Below are 22,606 nucleotides of genomic sequence, written 5' to 3'. Positions count from 1 at the left end.
GGGCGGAGGGGGCCCCGAAACGGGACGCGGCGGGCGTCAGTAGACGCCGCCGGTCCCGGTGCCGACATTGGCAGGGGGCTGCTGCGGCCGCTGCGCGTCGGGCCGGCCGATCTGGCTGGCCGGCAGGAACCCCGCCCCCTGGTCGCCGCCGTCCAGCACGGTCTGGTCGCCGGTCGGCTCGGTTCCGGGGACGAAGGCCTCCCAGATCGCCTTGCGGTTGCCGGTAGCGGCGGGCCGTCCGGTCTCCGGATCGACCCGGACCAGCCTGAGACCGGGCGGCACCCGGAAAGGCGTGGCCGGCGCGTTCTTCAGGGCGACCTGCATGAAGTCGCGGAAGATCGGCACCGCGACGGAGGAGCCCGTCTCCCGGTCGCCGAGGGACCGCGGCTGGTCGTACCCGACGAAGACGCCGACGACGAGATCGGGCGAGAAGCCGACGAACCAGGCGTCCATGCTGTCGTTGGTGGTGCCGGTCTTGCCCGCCAGCGGCTTGCCCAGCTCGCGCAGGCGGACGGCGGTGCCGCGCTGCACCACCCCCTCCAGCATGGAGACGACCTGATAGACCGTGCGGGGATCGGCGATCTGCTCCCGCGTGTCGGGCACGACGGGCACCGGCATGGCGACCGGGGACGCCACCTCCGCCGCGCCGCTGGTCGGTGCCGAAGTGCGGGCAGCCTGGAGGCGCTGCGCGGCGAAGGTATCGCCGGTCGGTTCGGCATCCATCCAGGGCAGACCGGCACAACCGTCGCAGGGGCGGTCGTCGTGGCGGAACACGGTCCGGCCGGTATGATCCTGCACCCGGTCGATGATGCTGGGAGTGATCCGGCGGCCGCCGTTGACCAGCATGGCGTAGGCGGCGGTCAGCCGCATCACCGTCGTCTCCCCCGCCCCCAGCGCCATGGAGAGCTGCGGCGGCAGGTTGTCGGTGATGCCGAAGCGGCGGGCCACGTCCACGACCGCATCCATGCCGATGTACTGGGCCAGCCGCACCGTCATGACGTTGCGGGACTTCTCGATGCCGACGCGCAACGGTGTCGGGCCGTAGAAGCGGTCGGTGTAGTTGGAGGGGCGCCACTTGCCCAGCCCCGGCCCCTGGTCCAGGGAGAAGGGCGCATCCAGCACCAGCGTGCTGGGCGTGAAGCCGTGGTCCAGCGCCGCCAGATAGACGAAGGGCTTGAACGCCGACCCCGGCTGCCGCTGCGCCTGGGTGGCGCGGTTGAACACGCTGATGTCGGAGCTGAAGCCGCCGACCATGGCCAGCACGCGGCCGGTGTGCGGATCGATCGCCACCAGCGCCCCCTGCACCTCGGGGATCTGGCGCAGGGCATAGGCGTCCTTCTTCTCCGACAGGCGCTCGACCATCACGACGTCGCCGGGGGCCAGGGCGTCCTTCGCCGATTTGACGGCGGGACCGACGTTCTCCCCCTTCTCGGCCCGACGGGCCCAGCGCAGTTCGTCCAGCGGAATGCTGCCGCGGCTGCCGTCGGCGAAGCCGATGCGCGCTTCCGCGTCCACCACCTCCAGGACCGCGGCCAGCGGCCAGTCCTCGGCACCGGCCGGCGGTCTGACCGCGGCCAGCCGGTCGCGCCAGCCCTCGAACCCGTCCAGCCGGGCGACCGGACCGCGCCAGCCGCTGCGGCGGTCCAGCGACTTCAGGCCATCGCGCAGGGCCTTGCGGGCGGCGCCCTGCAACTCGGGCTCCAGCGTCGTGCGCACGGACAGACCGCCCTTGTAGAGCGTCTCCTCCCCGTACATCCGGGCCAGTTCGCGCCGCACCTCCTCGACGAAATAGTCCGCCTTCACGAACTCCGCATCGCGTCCGGTGCGGAAGGTCAGCGGCTCGGCCACGGCGGCCTGCGCCTCTTCCGGCGTGATGTAGCCGTCCTCCTGCATGCGCCCGATGACATAGTTGCGCCGGGCGATGGCATCGTCGCGGAAGCGTTCGCGGAAATAGCGGTCCGGCGCCTTCGGCAGCGAGGCGAGGAAGGCGGCCTCGGCGATGGTCAGCTCGTCCAGCGGCTTGTCGAAGTAGTTCAGCGCCGCGGCGGCAACGCCATAGGCCCGGTTCCCCAGGAAGATCTCGTTCAGGTACAGCTCAAGGATGCGGTCCTTGGACATCGCCTGCTCGATCCGGTAGGCTAGCAGCCATTCCTTGATCTTGCGCTGGTAGCTCAGCTCGTTGGACAGCAGGAAGTGCCGCGTCACCTGCTGCGTGATGGTGGAGGCACCGATCGGGCGGCGGTCCTCGGCCAGCATGCGCACGTTCGTCACCATGGCGCGGGCGACGGCCAGCCAGTCCACCCCCTGGTGCTTGAAGAAATTCTGATCCTCGGCGGAGACGAAGGCACGCACCACGCGCTTCGGGATCGCCTCGATCGGCACGAAGACCCGCTTCTCGCTGGCGAACTCGGCCAGCAGCCGGCCGTCGCCGGCATGCACGCGGGTGGCGACCGCCGGCCGGTAGTCGGCAAGCTGGGAATAATCCGGCAGGTCGCGCCCGAAATAGAGGACGCCCCAGGCGATCAGGCCGGCAGCCGTGACCGCGGCCAGAACGAAGCCGGTGAAGAGAAGTCCCAGAAAGCGCATCGCGTACCACCGCGGAAAAAGGCCTGCGCGGGAAAGCCCGGCAGGAACCGGATCGAAGGATGCCGGCGACCGCCCTGCCCCCCACGGGGGCGGGTCACGGTCGGATCAGCGTAGCAGGATGGGGGGAAATGTGTCGTCCTTAAGACCGGCTCAAGACCGCGCCCGTCCGAAATAGCCATCCACCGCCTGAACGAGCCCGGCGGCAAGACGCTTGCGGTGGCTGGCGCTGGTCAGCAGCTTTGCGTCCTTCGCATGCGACAGGTAGCCCATCTCGATCAGCACGGACGGCACGTCGGGCGCGGTCAGCACCGCGAACCCGGCCGAGCGCAGCGGCGACGGCAGCAGCGTCACCTCCCGGCCGAGCCGGTCCACCACGAGGCCGGCCAGTCGCAGCGACTGGTTGCGGGAGTCGCGCTGGGCCAGATCGATCAGGATGGCCGCCACCTCCGCCGTCTCGGCCGAGAGGTCCAGCCCGACGATGGCGTCGGCCCGGTTCTCGCGCTGGGCCAGCATCTCCGCCTCGCGGTCGGTCGCCTTGTCGGAGAGGGTGTAGACGGACAGGCCGCGGACGCCGGGGCGGCTGATGGAGTCCGCGTGCAGGGAGATGAAGAGATCCGCCCCCAGGGACCGGGCCCGCGCCACCCGGTCACGCAGCTTGATGAAGACGTCGCGGTCGCGCGTCAGCGCCACCCGGTAGCGCCCCGTGGCCAGAAGCTGGCGGCGCATCTCCAGCGCCACGGCCAGGGTGATCTCCTTCTCGTGGACGCCGGTGACGGCGGTCGCCCCGGGGTCCTGGCCGCCATGGCCGGGATCGAGCACGATCAGGGGGAGCTGCGGCAGCGGCGGCTTGCTGCGCGGCACCGGAAAGCTCCGCAGGGCGGCCGGCAACGACTGTCCGGGAAGGACGCCGGGAGCCGGCGGCGGCGGGGCCGGGACCCGCAGCGCCACCGGCTGCACGCCGACGGGGGCGGCGCCGGCAGAGGGGGAAGCGGCCGAAGGGGACGGCGGGGGAACAACGGCGGCCTGTGCCGCGAGATAGCCCAGCGGATCGGTCAGGGCGATGTCCAGCACGAACCGGGGCGGCCTTCCGTCCAGCGGACGCAGCATGTCGGCCCAGACGACTTTCGCCGGCCCCGACGTTTCCAGCTCAAGCCGGATACGCCCGCCCGCCTCGCTGCGGCGGACGCCCCGCACCAGTCCCTTGGCGGGGGGCAGTTCCGGCACCGCCCAGGCGACGCCGTCGAACTCCACCACCACGCGCCAGGGATCGGCGGCCGTGGCGACACGGAACTCCGCCGCCCGGCTGAGATCGACGACGAAACGGGTCTTGTCGGGATGCAGGCCCAGACGGGCGTCGGTGGCCAGGGCCGCCGCCCCGGTAGCCGGCATGGCGGCGGTCTGCGTCCGCTCCGCCGCGCTGACGGGCGCTCCCTGGGACACGACCAGAAGCAATGCCGTCACGACGGCGGCAGCCCATCCGGACAAGCGTCTTCCCCAAGCGGCCACGTCCCATCCCTTTCCAGGTCACCCTGTCCGTTGTCGTTCCGTCGGCTGCCGTCACATGTCCGGATGCCCGCTGGCCCCGGCCGCGCCTGGCCGACTCCGGTTATAACGTCGGCGAATCAAGGCATTCAAGACCGATCATCAGATGCCGTCCGATGTTCGCCGGGGTGTGCCCGCAGGGCATCAGACGCCGACAGGCGGCCACAGACGGATGCATCGCCCCGAAATGTTGCAGTCGGGCATCTGTCGAATTCTTTCATTGTGGAATGGGGTAGGGACGTTTATCTTCCCACCTGCGACGAACCGTACCCTGCTTCGCCCCTCCCCGGGGCGCCGGCGTCGCCCCCGGATACGCGCGGCTGCTGCCAGACTGCCGCCCCGCGCCCGCGGGCGTGGCGCTTTCAGGATTGCGGTGCAGTGAAACCTCGAAGCTGGTTGCGACCTCCGGGTCGTAGCCCGGCGTCGGTCGCCCGACCCGTCCTGGCTGCTTTAAGAGAGCGCCGTTCGACGGCTTTCGGGTCCGATCCGCGTGCTTCGCACGAAACGATGGTGCGCCCATCCATCCGTCTGTCGCGCGGACCGGGCGGGGGCGCCATGGGGAAGGCGGAATGGCCAAGCGCATGCTTGTGGACGCCACACACCCGGAGGAAACCCGGGTCGTCGTGGTCAGCGGCAACAGGCTGGAGGAGCTCGATTTCGAGATCGCCAGCCGGAAGCAACTCAAGGGCAACATCTATCTGGCGAAGGTCATCCGGGTGGAGCCGTCGCTCCAGGCGGCCTTCGTGGAATATGGCGGGAACCGGCACGGCTTCCTGGCCTTTTCGGAAATCCACCCGGACTACTACCGCATCCCGGTGGCCGACCGTGAAGCGCTGCTGCGCGAGCAGGAGCGTGAGTACGAGGCCGGCGACCGTGAGCCCGCCTCGGTCGATCAGATCGAGGAGGCAGCCGCCGGCATCGAGGAGACCTCGGCCGGTACGGTCCCGGTGGACGAGATCGGCGGCGCCGCTCCGTCCCTGATGGATGAGGGGTCCGCGGGCGGCGACAGCGCCGACGAGGGACCCGAGGGCGAAAGCCCCCTGTCCGCCGGCGATCCGGAGGACGGCAACGGCTTCTCCGGCGAAAGCGGCGAGGGTGCGGAAGACGGGCCTGAAGGCCGCGCGGCGGAGCTGCGCCACTCCAACGGCCGGGAGGGCCGGCGTGACCGCCGCGCGACCGCCGCGGCCGAGGGCGGCGAGACCGTCGAGGAGGACACGGAGGAGGAGCGCCGCCGGCGTCCCCGCCCGCTGAAGTCCTACAAGATCCAGGAGGTGATCAAGCGCCGGCAGATCCTGCTGGTGCAGGTCACCAAGGAGGAGCGCGGCAACAAGGGTGCGGCGCTGACCACCTACCTGTCGCTGCCCGGCCGCTACTGCGTGCTGATGCCGAACACGCCGCGCGGCGGCGGCATCTCGCGCAAGATCACCAACCCGGCCGACCGCAAGCGCATGAAGGAGCTGCTGGAGGGCCTGGACGTGCCGCACGGCATGTCGGTCATCCTGCGCACCGCCGGCATCGAACGCTCCAAGCCGGAGATCAAGCGCGACCTGGAATACCTGATGCGCCTGTGGGACAGCATCCGGGAGCTGACCTTGCAGTCGGTTGCTCCGGCGCTGATCTACGAGGAAGCGAACCTCATCAAGCGTTCCATCCGCGACCTCTACGCCTCGGATCTCGACGAGGTGATCGTGGAAGGCGAGCAGGGCTACCGCACCGCCAAGGACTTCATGCGGATGCTGATGCCCAGCCACGCCAAGAAGGTGCAGCCCTACAAGGACGACATCCCCCTGTTCCACCGCTTCCAGGTGGAAGGCGCGATCGAGACCATGTTCGACCCGGTCGTGCAGTTGCGCTCGGGCGGTTACATCGTCATCAACCAGACCGAGGCGCTGGTCGCCATCGACGTCAACTCGGGCCGCTCCACCAAGGAGCGCAACATCGAGGAAACGGCGCTACGCACCAATCTGGAGGCAGCGGAGGAGATCGCCCGCCAGCTCCGGCTGCGCGACCTGGCCGGTCTGATCGTCATCGACTTCATCGACATGGAGGAGGCGCGCAACAACGCCTCCGTCGAGAAGCGGCTGAAGGAGGCGATGAAGGCGGACCGCGCCCGCATCCAGCTCGGCCGCATCTCGCCCTTCGGCCTGCTGGAGCTGTCGCGCCAGCGCCTGCGCCCGTCGTTGCAGGAGATCAACTTCGAGCGCTGCCCGCACTGCGCCGGCACCGGCCTCGTCCGCTCGGTGGAGAGCGCCGCCCTGGCGGTGCTCCGCGCCATCGAGGAGGAGGGTATCCGCCGCCGCTCTGCCGAGATCACGGTGACCGCGGCGGCCTCGCTGGTGCTCTACATCCTGAACCAGAAGCGCGAGAGCCTGACCGCCATCGAGCGGCGCTACGGCCTGCGCGTCTACCTCGCCGCCGATGACAGCCTGACCCCGCCGGCCCACCGGCTGGAGCGGCTGCGCGCCCGCCAGCCCGGCGACGACGTGCCGGTGGCGCAGACGACGGTCAGCGCCGAGAAGGTCTATGCCGAGACCGACCGGGCGCTGGAGGTCGAGGAGGCCGAAGAAGCCGAGGAACTGGAGGAGGAAGCGGAGGAAAGCGCCGCGACCGCCCCGCAGACCGCCGAGGAGCGGTCGCAGGGTGACCGCGACAGCCGCCGCCGGCGCCGCCGCCGCCGCCGCCGTCCGGGCGAGTCCCGCTTCGGCGATACCGAGACGTCCTCCCTTCCCGCCGACGCGGAGACGGTCGAGCGGGCCGAGGATGCCGGGGCCGAGGGTGCCGGCGCAGAGGGTGACGAGGACGAGGACGCCGACGACGAGGCGGGCGAGGAGTCCGGGGCCGAGGGCTCCGTCTCCGCGACCGGCGACGACGCCCAGTCCCTGCGCAAGAAGCGCCGCCGCGGCAAGCGGGGCGGTCGCCGCCGGGCGCGCCAGCGGATCGACGGCCTGCCGGAGATCCCGGGCGAGGCCCTGGCCGAAGGCGAGGACGCCGAGGGCGACGACGCCGAGGAGGGCGAGGCCGGAGAAGCGGCCGAACCGTCCGAGGGGCTGACCGCCGCCGGCGAGGCTCCCGCCCTGACCGGGGGGGAGACGACCGTCAGCGGACCCGTCGAGCCGTCACAGGGCGATACGGCCCCGGGCCCTGCGGTTCCGGACGAGGTCATCGCGGTGACGACTGGAACCGTCGTCACGGCCGCCGAACCGGCGACCGTCAGCACGGAACCGGCGGCGAAGCCCAAGCGCAGCCGCAGCCGCAAGAAGGCGGAGACGCCGGCCGAGGCTCCGGTGGAGGCCGCGGAGGCCGCACCGGCGGCCACGGTGACCGTCGCCCCCGCCGACGAGGCGGAGGAGAAGCCGAAGGCCAAGCGCACCCGCGCCCCGCGCAAGAAGGCCGCGGAGACGCCGGCAGCGGTGGCCGAGGCGGCTCCCGTGGCGGAAGCGGCTCCGACCGAAGCCGCCGAGGCGGCGCCGAAGGCGAAGCGCACCCGCGCCCCGCGCAAGAAGGCGGCCGCCGCGGAGACGCCGGCAGCGGACACGGTGACGGAAGCGGTCATGGAAGTGGCCACGGCGTCTCCGCCGGCCCCGGAGACCCCGGCGGAGACGCCGGCGGCTCCCGTCCCGGTAGAGGCCGCGCCGCAGGCCGTGGTCAACCCGCCGGTCGAGGCGCCGAAGAAGGGCTGGTGGCGCCGCTGAGGCGCCACCCACCCGCACGGACAGCCGTCCGGGAAAAGCAGTACGGAAACGGGGAGGCTCACGCCTCCCCGTTTCGCATTCGGGCACGGGTTCTGAAAGGGCTGCGACGGCAGCGACGGGTCGGGAGGATCAGTCGCGGAGCGACCAGCCCATCTCCCAGAAACCGGCTTCCAGCCGGCAGGCGGCATCGAAGCCGCGGACGAGCGAGGCGAAGCGCGCCTCCGCCCCCCGTTCGGCGCCGAGCCGGTCGAGCAGCGCGACGGAGGCCGCGGCCACCGCGCGGTATTCCGGATCGGCGTACATGCGGACCCAGTCGGCGTAGGGATTGCCGTCCAGCACGGTCGCCGGATCGGCCATCAGCGCGGCGGCGATCTCGGCATAGCCGATGATGCAGGGGGCAAGGGCGACGTGCAGGTCCAGCAGGTCGCCGCTCATGCCCCGTTCCAGCACGAAGCGGGTGTAGGCCAGCGTCGCCGTCGCCTCGGGCGTCGCGGCCATGGCCGCCTCGTCCAGGCCCCAGCCGGCGCAGTAGCGGACGTGCAGCCCCATCTCCAGGTCCAGGATGGCGGCCATGGAGCGCGACGCGGCCCGCATGTCCTCCAGCCGGTCGGCCTTGTAGGCGGCCAGGGCATAGGCCCGGGCGAAGTGGATCAGGAACAGGTAGTCCTGCACCAGGTAATGGCGGAAGCTGGCCTCCGGCAGGGTGCCGTCCCCCAGCCCGCGCACGAAGGGATGGCGGACATAGCTCTCCCAGGACGGCCGGCAGGCCGCGCGCAGGCGGTCGAACAGACCGCCCGGCGTGGCGAGATCGGGCAGGGGCGCGGGCGTGGCGTCCGCCATGCCGGGTCAGCCCTGGTTGCCGCCGGGCAGGCGCACGACCAGACCGTCCAGTTCCTCGGTAATGCGGATCTGGCAGCCCAGACGCGAGGTCTTGGTCAGGCCGAAGGCGAGGTCGAGCATGTCCTCCTCGTCCTCGCTGGCGTCGGGCAGCAGGTCGTACCACTGCGGATCGACGATCACATGGCAGGTCGAGCAGGCGAGCGAGCCCTCGCAGGCGCCTTCGAGGTCGATGTCGTGGCGGCGGGCAACTTCCAGGATCGACAGACCAAGCGGGGCATCGACCTCGCGGCGGGTACCATCGGTTTCGACGAAGACCATCTTCGGCATCGCGCCAAGACTCCCATGACTTGAACGGGCAGGACTTACGTTAGGCGGCGGCGCCGGCCGCGAGCCGCCGATGTTGTTACGTAGGCGCAGGCGTCAAGTCCAGTCCTGCGTGCTGCGGCGGACGCACCTCGACCACCCTCCGGTGGCGGTGTTTCCATCAGCCGCCCTCCGGCGGCGGGGCCAGATCGCGGCGGCGACGGCGGGCCGCCTCGGCCGCGGCCTGCAAGCGGCGCAGCCGGCCCAGCAGCACGGCGGCCTCCTCCCCCTCCTCCCGGCGGAAGGCGGCGGACAGGGCCCGCAGCACCGTCTCCCGCTCCCGGCCGATCTCCGCCGCTGTCCGGTCCAACGCGGCGGCGTCGCCGGCCGCCGCTACGGCCTGCGCCCAAGGGTCCGACAGCGGTTCCGCCGCGGCGGGCACGCCGGCCAGCTTCAGCAGCAGCGCAGCCCGCCGCATCGGGTCGCGCAGTTCGGCCAGGGCATCGTCCAGCGCGTCGCGGTGGGCCTGCGCCATCGCCTTCTCCCGCGGGCCGCGGCCCTCGAAGCGGGCGGGATCGAGCACGCGGTGGAAGCCCGCATGCTGGCGCTCCAGCTCCGCCGGTTCCAGGTCGAAGCGCCGCGGCAGGGTCAGCCGGGCGAAGGCGTCCAGCGCCGCGGGCGGCTGGATCGTGCCGCACTGGTGGCAGAACAGGGCACGGGGCGACACCGCCCGGCCGCACAGCCAGCAGGAGCCGAGATCACCGTCGATGGGGGCGGCGCGGCGGGGTCCGCTGCCGGGGGGCGCCTGGGTCATGGAGGATGCCGGTCAGAAGGGCGCCGGCGGCCTTCGCCGACGGGTCGTGCGGGTGATACAGGAGCGGGAGGCGGCGATGCAACGACGCGAATCGGCGATGGGCGAGCCCCCTCCCCCCGCCCGGCCGTCCCGGGCGGGGGCGGCGTGTCAGACCGTGCGCGCCAGGACCGGCTGCCGCTGCCGGGCGAGAAGCAGCCACGCCTCCGCGAAGCGGTCCAGCTCCGCCTCGGTCGTCAGCCAGCCGGCACTGACCCGGATGGCACCGGCGGCCAGATCGTCCGCCACGCCCATGGCGCGCAGCACATGGGAGGCATGGACCTTGCCGCTGGAGCAGGCGGCCCCCGAACTGACGGCGATGCCAGCCAGATCGAGCGCCATGAGCTGTGTCTCCGCCGGCACGCCGGGCAGCGCGAGGCAGAGCGTGTTGCCGAGACGGGGAACCCCGCTCCCGAAGCTCCGCGCCTGCGGCACCGAAGCGAGCAGCCGGGTCTCCAGCGCATCGCGCCGGCGGGCCAGAGTATCGTAGAAGCCGAGGTCCTGCCCCGCCGCCTGGGCCGCGGCACCGAAGCCGGCGATGCCGGCCACGTTCTCCGTTCCCGCCCGCCGCCGCCGCTCCTGCCCGCCGCCGCGCAGCAGCGGTTCCAGCGGCACGCCATCGGCCACGACCAGGGCGCCGACGCCCTGCGGGCCGCCGAGCTTGTGCGCGGACAGCGTCAGCAGATGCGCGCCCAGCGTCCGCAGATCGAGCGGCAGGCGTCCCGCCGCCTGGGCCGCGTCCACATGCAGGAAGCCGCCGCGGGCGCGGACCAGGGTGGCGATCTCCGCCACCGGCTGGATCACGCCGGTTTCGTTGTTCGCGGCCTGGACGGAAACCAGCACGGGACCGGGAGCGGCCTCCAGCAGCACCGCCAGCGCCGCGGGATCGACACGCCCATCCGCGTTCACCGGAATGCGCCCGGCGTCGGGCGCGGCGTCGAGGACCGAGACATGCTCCACAGCCGAGACGAGACGGCAGGCGGCAGGCGTGCGCAGGGCCAGGGCATTGGCCTCCGTCCCACCGCCGGTGAAGACGACCTGCTCCGGCGAGGCACCGACCAGGGCGGCGACGCAGAGCCGCCCCTCCTCCACCCGACGGCGGGCCCGCCGGCCGAAGCCGTGGACGGAGGACGGATTGCCGACCTCCTCCAGCGCCGCGAGCATGGCCGCCCGCGCCTCCGGCCGCAGCGGGGCCGTCGCGTTCCAGTCGAGATAGACCCCGGCCGCCATCATCCGCCCGCGGTTTCCGCCACCCGGCCTATTCCGCCGCGACCGGCGCCGGCCGGGCGTCCTGGATCAGCATCTGGCCCGTGCTCAGGACGCGCCGCTCGACCACGTCGGCCAGCGACACGGAGCTGAGATAGAGGTGGATCTGGTTGCCCAGTTCCTCCCACAGGTCATGGGTCAGGCAGCGGGTCTTGTTGGCCCGGCAGCCGGCCGGCGAGTGGGCGGCGCAGCGGGTGGCGCGGATCGGTTCGTCCACCGCCAGGATGATGTCGGAGATGCGCATCGCCTCCGCCGGGCTGGCCAGCAGATAGCCGCCGCCGGGCCCGCGCACGCTCTTGACCAGCCCGCCCTTGCGCAGCTTGGCGAAGAGCTGTTCCAGGTAGGAGAGCGAGATCTCCTGCCGGTCGGCGATCTCCGCCAGGGCCACGGGATGGCCCTTGCTGCTCTTGGCGAGGTCGACCATCGCCATGACCGCGTAGCGGCCCTTCGTACTCAGTCTCATCTTGTCCCTCCGTAACCGTGACGGGTCCCGCCGTCAGGCCGGCCCCGTACCTTCGCGGTAATTCCGGCGGTCTTCGCCGCCGTTGGTCGGAACGGGACCGGGGGCGGAACCGTCGTCCGCCAGCCGGTCCCGCTCCAGTTCCTCCACCCGCTGGCGCAGGCCGTGGACCTGATCCAGCAATCCGTTGAGCGCCCGGGCGACCGGGTCGGGAATGTCGCCGCAGGGGGTGCCGTAGGCCAGGAAGTCCTGCGCCACGGCCTTCGCCCGCGGCATCACCTGACGCGCGGGAATGCCGACGACCGTCACCCCCGCCGGAACATCGGCGACGACCACGGCGTTGGAACCGATGCGCGCACCGGCGCCGACGGTGATGTTGCCCAGGACCTTGGCGCCCGCGCCGATGATAACCCCGTCCTGGATCGTGGGATGGCGCTTGCCCTTCTCCAGCGACGTGCCGCCCAGGGTCACGGCATGGTAGAGATGAACATTGTCGCCCACCACCGCCGTCTCACCGATGACCACGCCCATGCCGTGGTCGATGAAGAAATGCCGGCCGATGCGGGCCCCGGGATGGATTTCGATCCCCGTCAGGAAGCGTGCCAGATGCGAGATGAAACGCCCGAGCAGACGCCACTCCGCCGTCCAGACCCGATGGGCGATGCGATGCAGGAGGATGGCGTGCAGGCCGGGATAGCACAAAGCGACTTCGAGCCGGGACCGCGCAGCGGGATCACGGGCGATGACGGCATCGATTTCTTCTCGAAGACGCTTGAACACTGATGCTCCCGCTGTGGTATATTCCGCGCCCTGACCGGCTCGCCCCAGCGTGCCGCGGATCTGCGGATAGTACGCCTCCGGGCGCCCATGGGCAGCGATATATGATGACCTACCAGTATGGTCAAGTATTCCCCCGTGAGAATCTCGCCGCCGCCGCCCGTCCGGAGAATGGAATTTCGGCATTCCGCCGTGCGAGCATTGGAAAAGCACTGAACCGGGACCGGTAACAATGCCTGACGTCATCATCAACGGGCCGGCCGGCCGGCTTGAGGGTCGCTACACGCACGGCAAGACGCCCAATGCGCCGATCGCCCTGCTGCTGCATCCGCACCCGCAGCACGGCGGGACGATGAACAACCGCGTCGTCTACACGCTCTTCCATGCCTTCGCGAAGCGGGGCTTTTCGTCCCTGCGCTTCAACTTCCGCGGGGTGGGCCGCAGCCAGGGCAGCTACGACCGCGGCGAGGGCGAGCTGTCGGACGCCGCGTCGGCGCTGGACTGGTTGCAGACCTACAACGCCAACGCCAGCGCCTGCTGGATCGGCGGTTTTTCCTTCGGCGCCTGGATCGGCATGCAGCTTCTGATGCGCCGGCCGGAGATCGACGGCTTCATCTCCGTCGCCCCGCCCGCCAACATGTTCGACTTCAGCTTCCTGGCCCCCTGCCCCGCCTCGGGCCTGATCATCCATGGCGAGCGGGACGAGCTGGTGCCGGAAGCCTCGGTGGCGCGGCTGGTCACCAAGCTGTCGCACCAGCGCGACATCCGGATCGACTACCGCAAGGTCCAGGCGGCCAACCACTTCTTCGCCAACCAGGCCGAGGAGCTGACCCGGCTGGTGGACGACTATCTGGACACGACCCTGGACCGCCGGATGCCGGCGGTCGCGGAGTAAGGCACCGCCGGATGCCGGCGGTCGCCGAGTAGGTCAGTCCCGGTCCGGGGCGGGATGGAACCGGCCGCCGGACAGCGGCCGGGGCACCCCGGTCGTTCCCGGCAGCGACAGCGCGAGCCCCAGGCCCGCCCGCACGGCCAGATAGGCGAAGGCTTCCGCCTCCAGCGCGTCGCCGTTCCAGCCCACGGCCTCCACCGGCTCCACCGGAACGCGCAGGCGCGCGGCCAGCATCGCCATCAGGGTGGCGTTGTGCCGCCCGCCCCCCGTCACCAGCCAGCGCGCCGGCGGCTCCGGCAGGTGCGCCAGGGCGGCTTCCACCGCCGCGGCGGTGAAGGCGGTCAGGGTCGCCGCACCATCGGCGGGCGACAGCCCCTCCAGCGCCGCGGTATCCCAGGCGTCGCGGTCCAGCGACTTCGGCGCCGGTCGGGAGAAGTAGGGGTTCCCCATCAGCCGCGACAGGACCGCATCGGCCACCTGCCCGGTCGCCGCGACGGCGCCGCCGGCATCCAGCGCGCAGCCGGTCCGGGCCAGCATCCAGTCGTCCAGCAGGGCGTTGCCCGGCCCGGTGTCGAAGGCCAGCACCTCCTCCTCCCCCCGGCCCAGCCAGGTGACGTTCGCCACGCCGCCCAGGTTCAGCACGGCCAGCGGCCGCTCCAGCCCCGCCGCCCGCGCCCGGTGGTAGAGCGGCGCCAGCGGCGCCCCCTGCCCGCCGGCCGCCACGTCGGCGCCGCGGAAGTCGTTCACGACGGGGATGCCGGTCAGCGCCGCCAGCCGGGCGCCGTCGCCGATCTGCCAGGTGACCCGCTGCTCCGGCGCGTGCAGGATCGTCTGGCCGTGGAAGCCGATCAGATCGACCTGCCCGGGCAGCAGCCCCGCCTCGTCCAGCAGGGCCTGGACCGCCGCGGCATGCAGGTCGGTCAGCTCCCGCTCCACCGCCTCCACGTCGCCGCGGCCGCCCAGGGTGCCGCGCAGGCGCTCCCGGAAGCCGGGTTCGTAGGGCAGGCTCAGGAACAGGCCGGGGCGCACCCGGTCCTCCCCGTCCGTGGAGAGCAGGGCGGCATCGATGCCGTCGAGGGAGGTGCCGCTCATCAGGCCGATGGCGGTGGCGCTGGGACCGGGCATGGCTGCCTGACGCTGTGACGGTACGAGCGATGTTGGTCGCCCTTTCGTACCTGTGCTAACACGCGGCTTCCATCCCTTCCATTGAACAAATCCAGGTCAAGGCCATGAACACGCCCGTCCCGGCTTCGGTGAAGTCCGACTTCCTCCGGATCATGCTGGAGCGGGGCTATTACCATCAGGCGACGGATCTTGAGGCGCTGGACAAGGCGCTGCTGGCGGGCGGGCTGGTCGCCTACAACGGCTACGACGCCACCGCCGACAGCCTGCATGTCGGCCATCTGCTGCCGACCATGATCCAGCGCTGGCTCCAGAAGACCGGCGGCCGGCCGATCCTGCTGATGGGTGGCGGCACGACCCGGATCGGCGACCCCTCCGGCCGCGACGAGACCCGCCAGCTCCTGACCGACGAGGTGATCGCGGCCAACATCGCCGGCATCCGGACCGTCTTCGACCGGCTGTTCGACTTCGGCCCGTCCGGCGCCAGGCTGGTGAACAATGCCGAGTGGCTGGACCGGCTGGAGTACATCCCCTTCCTGCGCGACATCGGCCGGCATTTCACGATCAACCGCATGCTGACCTTCGACAGCGTGCGGCTGCGGCTGGACCGCGAGCAGCCGCTGACCTTCCTGGAGTTCAACTACATGATCCTCCAGGCCTATGACTTCGTGGAGCTGAGCCGGCGCTACGGCTGCGTGTTGCAGACCGGCGGTTCAGACCAGTGGGGCAACATCGTCAACGGCGTCGATCTGGGCCGCCGCATCGCCAACCGCGACCTGTTCGGCCTGACCTGCCCGCTGCTGACCACGGCCAGCGGCGCCAAGATGGGCAAGACGGCCGCGGGTGCCGTCTGGCTGAACCGCGAGCGGCTGTCCGACTGGGACTTCTGGCAGTACTGGCGCAACACGGAGGATGCGGACGTGGGCCGCTTCCTCCGGCTGTTCACCGAACTGCCGCTGGACGAGATCGCCCGGCTGGAGGCGCTCCAGGGCGCCGAGATCAACGAGGCGAAGAAGATCCTGGCGACCGAGGTGACGCGGCTGGTGCGCGGCGGCGAGGCCGCCGACGCCGCGGCAGAGACGGCGCGGCGCACCTTCGAGCAGGGTGCCCTGGCCGAGGGGCTGCCGACGGTCGAGCTGCCGGCCGACGAACTGGCGGCAGGGGTCGCGGTCTATGTGCTGCTGGCGAAGGCCGGTCTCGTCGCCTCCAACGGCGAGGCGCGGCGCCAGATCAAGCAGGCGGCCGTGCGCGTCAACGACCAGCCGGTGACGGACGAGTTCGCCAAGGTCGGCAGCGGCGACCTGACGGCCGACGGCGTCATAAAGCTGTCCGTCGGCAGGAAGCGCCATGCGCTGGTGAAGCCGGCCTGACCGCAGGCGGCGGTCACTTCGGCGGGGTGGCCGGGCTGCCGGCCGCCCCGCTCCTGGCTTCCCCGCCGGCCTTGCCGTCCGCGGGAGGCGTCGGCGACGGTTCCGCGTTCTCCCCGGCCGGTTCGGGCATGAAGAACAGGTTGCGCAGGAAGCCCGGCGCCAGCACGGCCAGCGGGTTGACTCCGATCTGCGGATCACCCAGCGGACCCTTGACCGAATAGGTGGCGGCGAACAGCCCCTGCCCCTCGCCGCCGACCAGCAGGCCGCCGACCAGCGGGATCGCCCCGATCAGCCGGTTGACGGTGGAGAAGGGCACGATCGTGCCCTGCAACGCGGCGACCCCGTCCTTGATGTCGATGTCACCTTCCAGGGTCAGCCCCACGGCAGAGCCCGAGGTCCGCACCTCACGGAAGCTGATCCCGCGGCGGTGCCAGCGGAAATCCCCGACCAGCCGGCTGAAGGAGATCGGCTGGCCGCCCAGGAAGTCGGCGAAGCCGCGCGGCGAGGCGGCGGAGAGCAGCCGGGCCAGCACCGGGGCGTCCTTCACCTCGTAGTCGCGCAGGTCGATCCGGCCGGCCACCGTCTCCCGCGCGTCGCCCGGCGTGCTGTGCCCGGTCACGCTCAGGGTGCCGCCGCGGATCTGGGAGAGGATGCCCAGCTCCCGCAGGGCGGCGCCGGCATCGTCGCTCTCCATCGCCAGAGCCAGCCTGTCGCCCTCCGGCGAGTAGCGGACCTTCAGCGATCCGGTGTCGCCGACCCGGGCGTCCAGCACGGCGCTGCGCCAGCCCGCCTCCGTCCGGCTGGCGCTGCCCTTCGCGGCGCGCAGGGCCTGCCCCTCGTCGCCCATGACGATGCGGTCCAGGTCGAACGTGATCTCCAGGGGACGGACCGGCTCCGCCCCGTCGTCGCCGGCCGCACCGTCCTTGTCATCCTCCCGCAGCGGTCGGGCGTCGAAGCTGCGGCCGCGCAGGTCGATGGCGAGACCGTCCTTCGGCCGGCCCTCCAGCACCATCCGGGCATCGGTCTCGCCCAGCCGGAAGGTATCGAGCACCAGCCGCGCGATGCCGTAATCCTGCGGCCGCAGGTCCAGCCGGCCGGCGGCGGCCAGCTCCGCCGTCTGCACCGTCAGGCGCGGCAGGTGGACCGGCTTGCCGCCCACGAACTCCACCCGCAGGGCGCCGCGCCCCGGCAGCCCGGCGGGCTTGCGCCAGTGCAGCGGGTCGATGCGCAGGACGGACTCCGTCAGATCCAGGTCCGCCACGATGGATTCGGCGCCCCGGTCCGTCTTCTCATAGGTCATGTCCACGGCAGCCGGGCCGTTCAGCCATTCCGGGAAGTCGAGCCCGAGGGCGGCGCGGCCGCCATCGTCGGGAGCCGCCTTGATGCGGACGCGGGTGCCGACCGGCGCCGCCTTCGGAAAGAACTCCTGCCATTCGATGGCGGAAGGCACGCCGTTCAGCAGCGCCGTCCCGGCGAGGCGGAGGTCCTTGGGCGTGACGACGATGTCGAACCGCCCCTCGGTCCCGGTGATGTCCGGCACGATTCCGGCGACCTTGACGCCGGCCAGGGTGCCGGAGGTCTGCATGGTCACCTCCTCCCACTCCAGGTCACCCAGCAGCGGGAAGTCGAAGCGCAGGCGCAGGTCGGCCGTGCCGCCCACGGAGCGGGGATCAAGGTTCACCTTCTGCGCGTAGCGGAGCGGTTCGTGGTCCAGCACCTCCAGCGCCGACGACACCGGGCCCGAGACGGCCACGTCGATGTCGATGAACTCCGGATCGCCCTCCAGATTGTAGATCTGGACGGTCGAGGAGGGGCCGAGCGTCATGTCCTTCAGCCGGCCGGCCCCGAGCCGGATGTCGAAGGCCCTGCCGTCGAACACCGCCGTGCCGGAGACGCCCGTGACCGGCGGCAGCGTCTCCATGTAGCGCACGTCGAAGCCGGAGAAGGCGAAGCGGCCCTGCATCCGGGTCGGCTCCAGCGCCGCCGGATCGTCGGCGGGGGCCGTGGCCTCCAGCTCGAACTCCGTGCGGTCGTAGCTGCCGCGGGTCAGGTTCTCCACCATCCAGGTCCGCGCCTTCGGCTTCAGCGACGGCGGCCAGTAGCGGGCCAGATCCTCGGCGGTGAGCTTCACCAGCTCCGTCCGCAGCGTCAGGGTCAGCGCCTCGTCGCCGCGGCGGACGCTGCCGGCAGCCGTCAGCTTCGGGCGGCCGAGGTCCAGCTCGAAGCGGTCCACGTCGAGCCGCCGGCCGCCTTCCAGCAGGCGGCCGAGAAGCTGCACATGGTCGAAGGCGACCGGGGCCGGAAGCTGGTCGGGCAGGATCAGCCGCCCGGCCCCGCCGGTGAGGGCGAGGCTGACATGCAGCGGCTTGAGATCGGCGGAGAAGGCGGCCGCGGCCGTGCCGGAGAAGCTGACGTCGAGCGCCTGCAAGGGCTCCAGCACCGGCGCGATCTGCGAGAAGTCGGCCGGCCGCACGGCGTCGAACCGGCTCTGCATCTCCAGATGGCCGTCGGCGAAGGTGTAGGCGATGGAGACCTGAAGGTGGTTCGTGCGCCCCGACAGCTCCAGGTCCAGGCCGGCTTCGCCCGTGATCCCGCCGGCATCGCGCAGCAGCGAGAGGTCCAGCCGCGGCGCCGACCAGGTGAGGTTGCGGCGCTGGTCCTCCACCTGGAGCCGCGCCTCGCTGATGCGCAGCTCGGTGATGGCCCCCAGCGGGTCGAGCAGGTCGGGCGGGCGGCGCAGGCTCTCCAGCAGTTCCGCCGCGATCGCCTCACCCGCCCCCTCCTCGGCCGCCAGATCCTCGTTCCGGATATCCAGCGTGAAACTCCCGTCCTCGGTCCGCAGCACCTTCAGCCAGGGCCGCACCAGTTCGAACCGGGTCAGGGCTGCGCGGCCGCGCAGGGCGGCCGGCAGAGAGAACTGGAGCTTCAGCTCCGGCAGGCTGGCGACGGCGCTGCCCGAGCGGCCGTAGGCGACGACATCGACGGCCTTCACCTCCAGCGGCGCGCCGAATCCGGCCCAGCTCAGCACGGTGCTGCCGATCTCGGCGCGGACGGGGGCGTTCTCGTTCAACGCCTGTTCGAGGTACGGGGTCAGGGCCGCGACCTCCAGCGGCCCCTGGGTCAGGCGCCAGCCGACCAGCCCGACCCCCAGCATCAGGACCAGCAGGAGTCCGGCCGCGATCTCCAGGACGACGAGCGAGAAGTGGCGGATCATCCGGTGGAACCCGTCAGTCCGGAGGGAGGGCCGGACTTGACCTCTGCGGCGGCAGGGGCGCACCCTCCCGCGGCCCCATCGCTGGCATAGCCCGGTCCGCCGCCCATGTTCAATGCCGATTCCTTCCCCAGGCCCGCCGATCCGCAGCTTGCCGCCCTCGGCCTCGAACGCTGGTTCGAGGCGGCGGAGTCCGCCGGGCCCGAGGCGGCGGCCTTTGCACGCGGGCTGGCGGAGACGCCTGACGGGGCCGCGCTGCTGGCCGCCGTGCTGGGCAACAGCCCCTATCTGGCCCAGGCGCTGGTGCGGGAGCAGGCGTTCCTGAAGGAGCTTCTGGAGAGCGGCTGCGATGCCGCGTTCGCCGGGCTGCTGCGCGATCTGTGGGACGGATACGGGGACGGGACGGACACCGACCGGCTGATGCGCGGCCTGCGCATCGCCAAGCGGCGGGCGGCACTGCTGATCGGCATCGCGGACATCGCCGGGCTGTGGCCGCTGGAGCGGGTCACCGGCGCCCTGAGCGATCTGGCGGAGACGTCCCTGCACCTCGCCTGCCGGCTGCTGCTGCGGCAGGCGGCGGCGTCGGGCCGGATGACCCTGCCCCACCCGGACGACCCGGAGCGCGGGTCCGGCCTGATCGTCCTGGCCATGGGCAAGTTCGGGGCGAAGGAGCTGAACTACTCCAGCGACATCGACCTGATCGTCCTCTACGACGACGGGGTGACGCCCGTGCCCGAGGCCGAGATGACCCGCACCTTCGTCCGGCTGGCGCGCGAGCTGGTGCGGATCATGGAGGAGCGCACGGCGGACGGCTACGTCTTCCGCACCGACCTGCGGCTGCGCCCCGATCCCGGGGCGACGCCGCTGGCGGTCAGCGTCTCCGCGGCGGAGAGCTACTACGGCAGCCTGGGCCAGAACTGGGAGCGGGCGGCGATGATCAAGGCGCGGCCCGTGGCGGGCGACGCCGAGGCCGCCGAAGGCTTCATGCAGATCATCCGGCACTTCGTCTGGCGCCGCAGCCTGGACTTCGCCGCCATCCAGGACATCCACTCGATCAAGCGCCAGATCGGCAGTCACAAGGGCCACCGCCAGAAGACGGTCAACGGCCACAACATCAAGATCGGCCGCGGCGGCATCCGCGAGATCGAGTTCTTCGCCCAGACCCAGCAGCTCATCTTCGGCGGGCGCGACCCGTCGCTGCGGGTGCCGGCCACGGTGGCCGCACTGCATGCGCTGGTCGCCGCCGGCCGCGCCGGGCCGCGCGTCGCCGAGGAGCTGGAGGAGGCCTACCGCTTCCTGCGCCGGGTCGAGCACCGGGTGCAGATGCTGGAGGACCAGCAGACCCACGAGCTGCCGAAGACCGACGAGGCGGTGGCCCGGCTGGCGGTCTTCCTGGGCTATGACGAGCCGCAGCGGTTCCGCACCGACCTCTTGGACACGCTGAGCCGGGTTGAAGACCACTATGCCCGGCTGTTCGAGGAGGCGCCGCCGCTCTCCGGCCCCGGCAATCTGGTCTTCACCGGCACCGAGGACGATCCCGAGACGATCCAGACCCTGCGGAACCTGGGCTACCAGAACCCGTCCGCCGTGGCGGCGCAGGTGCGGGCCTGGCACCACGGCCGCTACCGCGCCACCCGCAGCACCCGGGCGCGCGAGCTGCTGACGGAGCTGATCCCCACCCTGCTGGCCGCCTTCGGCACCACGCCCCATCCCGATCAGGCGTTCCTGAGCTTCGACGAGTTCCTGGCGAAGCTGCCGGCGGGGGTGCAGCTCTTCACCCTGTTCTACGCCAACCCGCGGCTGCTGGAGCTGACGGCGGAGATCATGGGCACCGCCCCGCGGCTGGCGGAGCAGCTCGCCCGCCGGCCGGTGGTGCTGGACGCCGTGCTGACCCCCGGTTTCTTCGATCCCCTGCCCGGCCGGGAGGAGCTGGAGGCATCGGCCGCGGCGACGCTGGCAGAGGCGCGCGACTTCGAGGACGTGCTGACCCTGACCCGCTGCTGGACGAACGACCAGCGCTTCCGCGCCGGTGTCCACATCCTGCGCAACATCAGCGATGCCGACCGCTGCGGTCCGTTCCTGACGGCCGTGGCGGAGATCGGGCTGGCCCGCATCCAGGCGGCGGTGGAGGAGGATTTCGCCCGCCGCTACGGCCGCTTCCCCGGGGCGGGCTTCTGTCTGGTCGCCATGGGCCGGCTGGGATCGGGAACCCTGTCGCTGCGCTCGGACCTGGACATCATCACCGTCTTCGACGTGCCGCCCGCCGCCGACGACAGCCCGCCCCTGTCGGACGGGCCGAAGCCGCTCACGCCCACCGACTACTTCATCAAGCTGACGCAGCGGCTGGTCAGCGCCATCACCGCGCCGACGGGCGAGGGCCAGCTCTACGACGTGGACATGCGGCTGCGGCCGAGCGGCAATTCGGGGCCGCTGGCGGTGAGTTTCGAGGCCTTCGGCCGCTACCAGCGCGAGAGCGCCTGGACCTGGGAGCACATGGCCCTGACCCGCGCCCGCGTGCTGACCGGCCCGGCGGAGCTGCGCGGCCGGCTGGAGGGCACCGTGCGCGCGGTGCTGACGGCGCCGCGCGACCCCGACCGGCTGCTGGCCGACGTGGCGGACATGCGCGCCCGCATCGACCAGCAGCACCATACGGACGACATCTGGGACGTGAAATATGTCCGCGGCGGCATGATCGACATCCAGTTCATCGCCCAGTACCTGGCCCTGCGCCATGCCGCGGAACATCCCGAGGTGCCGCATCCGAACACGACGGAACTGCTCGGCCGGCTGGCCGAGTGCGGCCGCCTGGACCGGCCGACGGCGGACGCGCTGATCCGCACCATGCGGCTGTGGCGCCGGGTGCAGGGCTTCCTGCGGCTGACGACGGAGGGACGCTTCCGCGCGGCGGAGGCGCCGGCGGGCCTGCGGGCGGCGCTGGCGCGGGCGATCCTGAACGACCGCGGCGGCGACCTGACCACGGGCGGCTCCGGGGACGCGGGAGCGGCCGGGGAGACGACCGGAGGGGCGGCCGTTGACTTCGCGGCGGTCGAAACCAACCTCAGACGCGCCGCCGAGGAGGTGTACGGACACTTCCGGCGCATCGTCGAAGACCCCGCCGCCGCCCTCTCCCCGGGGGCCGCCCGCAACGAGGAGACAAGCCCGCCATGACCGTGGCCGAGAAGACCGTCGATGTCGGTTCCCCCGCCCCCGACTTCACCCTGCCGACGGACGGGGGCGGCTCGGTGACGCTCTCGCAGCTCCGCGGCCGGCCCGTCGTCGTCTACTTCTACCCGAAGGACGACACGTCGGGCTGCACCAAGGAGGCCTGCGGCTTCGGTGAGGCGATGCCCGACTTCGGCACGGTGGACGCCGTCATCATCGGCATCTCCAAGGATTCCGTCGCCAGCCACGACAAGTTCAAGGCCAAGTACAGCCTGCCCTTCATCCTGGCATCCGACGAGGGCTCGGACGTGACCGAGCGCTACGGCGCCTGGGTCCAGAAGAGCATGTACGGCCGCACCTACATGGGCATCGACCGCTCCACCTTCCTGATCGACAAGGAGGGCGTGGTCCGCGCCGTCTGGCGCAAGGTCAAGGTGCCCGGGCATGTCGAGGCCGTACTGACCGCCGCCAGGGGACTCTGACCCCGCCTTTCAGCAAGCCGGCCCGTCAGCAGCCGGCCCTGTCAGATGCCG

Annotated in this window: 15 protein-coding genes; 5 read left to right on the top strand and 10 right to left on the bottom strand. The window is 71.7% G+C overall.

All coding sequences use genetic code 11. The annotated features are described in order from the left end of the window. Positions 1–36: 36 nt before the first annotated feature. Together ACFQPS_RS14940 and ACFQPS_RS14935 are read right to left on the bottom strand one after the other, a co-directional pair. A complete protein-coding gene (locus ACFQPS_RS14940) occupies positions 37–2,586 on the bottom strand; it encodes a penicillin-binding protein 1A (protein ID WP_377360021.1) in 2,550 nt (849 codons plus the stop codon). A 150-nt stretch (positions 2,587–2,736) separates the two neighbouring features. Beyond that, a complete protein-coding gene (locus ACFQPS_RS14935; protein ID WP_377360020.1) occupies positions 2,737–4,071 on the bottom strand; it encodes an N-acetylmuramoyl-L-alanine amidase in 1,335 nt (444 codons plus the stop codon). Between the two features lie 626 nt (positions 4,072–4,697). Between ACFQPS_RS14935 and ACFQPS_RS14930 the strand changes: the two genes are divergently transcribed. Continuing rightward, the gene (locus ACFQPS_RS14930) at positions 4,698–7,820 is read left to right on the top strand and encodes a ribonuclease E/G (protein WP_377360019.1); all 3,123 of its coding nucleotides are present in this window, start codon (positions 4,698–4,700) and stop codon (positions 7,818–7,820) included. A gap of 129 nt (positions 7,821–7,949) precedes the next feature. Here ACFQPS_RS14930 and tenA read toward each other — a convergent pair whose 3' ends face one another. The 6 genes from tenA to cysE all read right to left on the bottom strand — a co-directional run bounded on the left by tenA (position 7,950) and on the right by cysE (position 12,319). Then, positions 7,950–8,660, bottom strand: coding sequence for a thiaminase II (gene tenA, locus ACFQPS_RS14925; RefSeq protein WP_377360018.1), 711 nt, complete (start codon positions 8,658–8,660; stop codon positions 7,950–7,952). A gap of 6 nt (positions 8,661–8,666) precedes the next feature. Further along, on the bottom strand, positions 8,667–8,987 hold the full coding sequence (locus tag ACFQPS_RS14920; RefSeq protein ID WP_377360017.1) for a ferredoxin family 2Fe-2S iron-sulfur cluster binding protein: 321 nt from the start codon (positions 8,985–8,987) through the stop codon (positions 8,667–8,669). A gap of 157 nt (positions 8,988–9,144) precedes the next feature. After that, complete coding sequence (locus ACFQPS_RS14915) at positions 9,145–9,777, bottom strand: molecular chaperone DnaJ (RefSeq protein ID WP_377360016.1); 633 nt, start codon at positions 9,775–9,777, stop codon at positions 9,145–9,147. A 147-nt stretch (positions 9,778–9,924) separates the two neighbouring features. After that, positions 9,925–11,046, bottom strand: a complete 1,122-nt coding sequence (locus ACFQPS_RS14910) for a cysteine desulfurase family protein (protein ID WP_377360015.1) — start codon at positions 11,044–11,046, stop codon at positions 9,925–9,927. A 25-nt stretch (positions 11,047–11,071) separates the two neighbouring features. After that, a complete protein-coding gene (locus tag ACFQPS_RS14905) occupies positions 11,072–11,542 on the bottom strand; it encodes an Rrf2 family transcriptional regulator (protein ID WP_377360014.1) in 471 nt (156 codons plus the stop codon). A gap of 33 nt (positions 11,543–11,575) precedes the next feature. After that, complete coding sequence (gene cysE, locus ACFQPS_RS14900; RefSeq protein WP_377360013.1) at positions 11,576–12,319, bottom strand: serine O-acetyltransferase; 744 nt, start codon at positions 12,317–12,319, stop codon at positions 11,576–11,578. A 229-nt stretch (positions 12,320–12,548) separates the two neighbouring features. On the opposite strand from cysE, the gene ACFQPS_RS14895 reads away from it, so the two are divergent. Beyond that, positions 12,549–13,211, top strand: a complete 663-nt coding sequence (locus ACFQPS_RS14895; RefSeq protein ID WP_377360012.1) for an alpha/beta hydrolase — start codon at positions 12,549–12,551, stop codon at positions 13,209–13,211. Positions 13,212–13,244: 33 nt separating this feature from the next. Here ACFQPS_RS14895 and ACFQPS_RS14890 read toward each other — a convergent pair whose 3' ends face one another. Beyond that, positions 13,245–14,333, bottom strand: coding sequence for an anhydro-N-acetylmuramic acid kinase (locus ACFQPS_RS14890; RefSeq protein ID WP_377360011.1), 1,089 nt, complete (start codon positions 14,331–14,333; stop codon positions 13,245–13,247). 104 nt (positions 14,334–14,437) lie between these two features. On the opposite strand from ACFQPS_RS14890, the gene tyrS reads away from it, so the two are divergent. Next, complete coding sequence (gene tyrS / locus ACFQPS_RS14885) at positions 14,438–15,700, top strand: tyrosine--tRNA ligase (protein ID WP_377360010.1); 1,263 nt, start codon at positions 14,438–14,440, stop codon at positions 15,698–15,700. A gap of 13 nt (positions 15,701–15,713) precedes the next feature. Here the strand turns inward: tyrS and ACFQPS_RS14880 are convergent, their stop codons facing one another. After that, the gene (locus tag ACFQPS_RS14880; RefSeq protein WP_377360009.1) at positions 15,714–18,914 is read right to left on the bottom strand and encodes a YhdP family protein; all 3,201 of its coding nucleotides are present in this window, start codon (positions 18,912–18,914) and stop codon (positions 15,714–15,716) included. A 105-nt stretch (positions 18,915–19,019) separates the two neighbouring features. On the opposite strand from ACFQPS_RS14880, the gene ACFQPS_RS14875 reads away from it, so the two are divergent. Both ACFQPS_RS14875 and ACFQPS_RS14870 read left to right on the top strand, forming a co-directional pair. Further along, positions 19,020–22,079 carry a bifunctional [glutamine synthetase] adenylyltransferase/[glutamine synthetase]-adenylyl-L-tyrosine phosphorylase gene (locus tag ACFQPS_RS14875; RefSeq protein WP_377360008.1) on the top strand — a complete coding sequence of 1,020 codons (3,060 nt, stop codon included), beginning with the start codon at positions 19,020–19,022 and terminating at the stop codon, positions 22,077–22,079. Further along, a complete protein-coding gene (locus ACFQPS_RS14870) occupies positions 22,076–22,555 on the top strand; it encodes a peroxiredoxin (RefSeq protein WP_377360007.1) in 480 nt (159 codons plus the stop codon). The genes ACFQPS_RS14875 and ACFQPS_RS14870 overlap by 4 nt, the downstream gene beginning before the upstream one ends. Positions 22,556–22,606 lie beyond the last annotated feature (51 nt).

The sequence above is a fragment of the Rhodocista pekingensis genome, from assembly GCF_042665545.1.
Lineage (GTDB): Bacteria > Pseudomonadota > Alphaproteobacteria > Azospirillales > Azospirillaceae > Rhodocista > Rhodocista pekingensis.
Note: the sequence above shows the minus strand (reverse complement) of the source record. Positions and strands in the feature narration are given on the sequence as shown.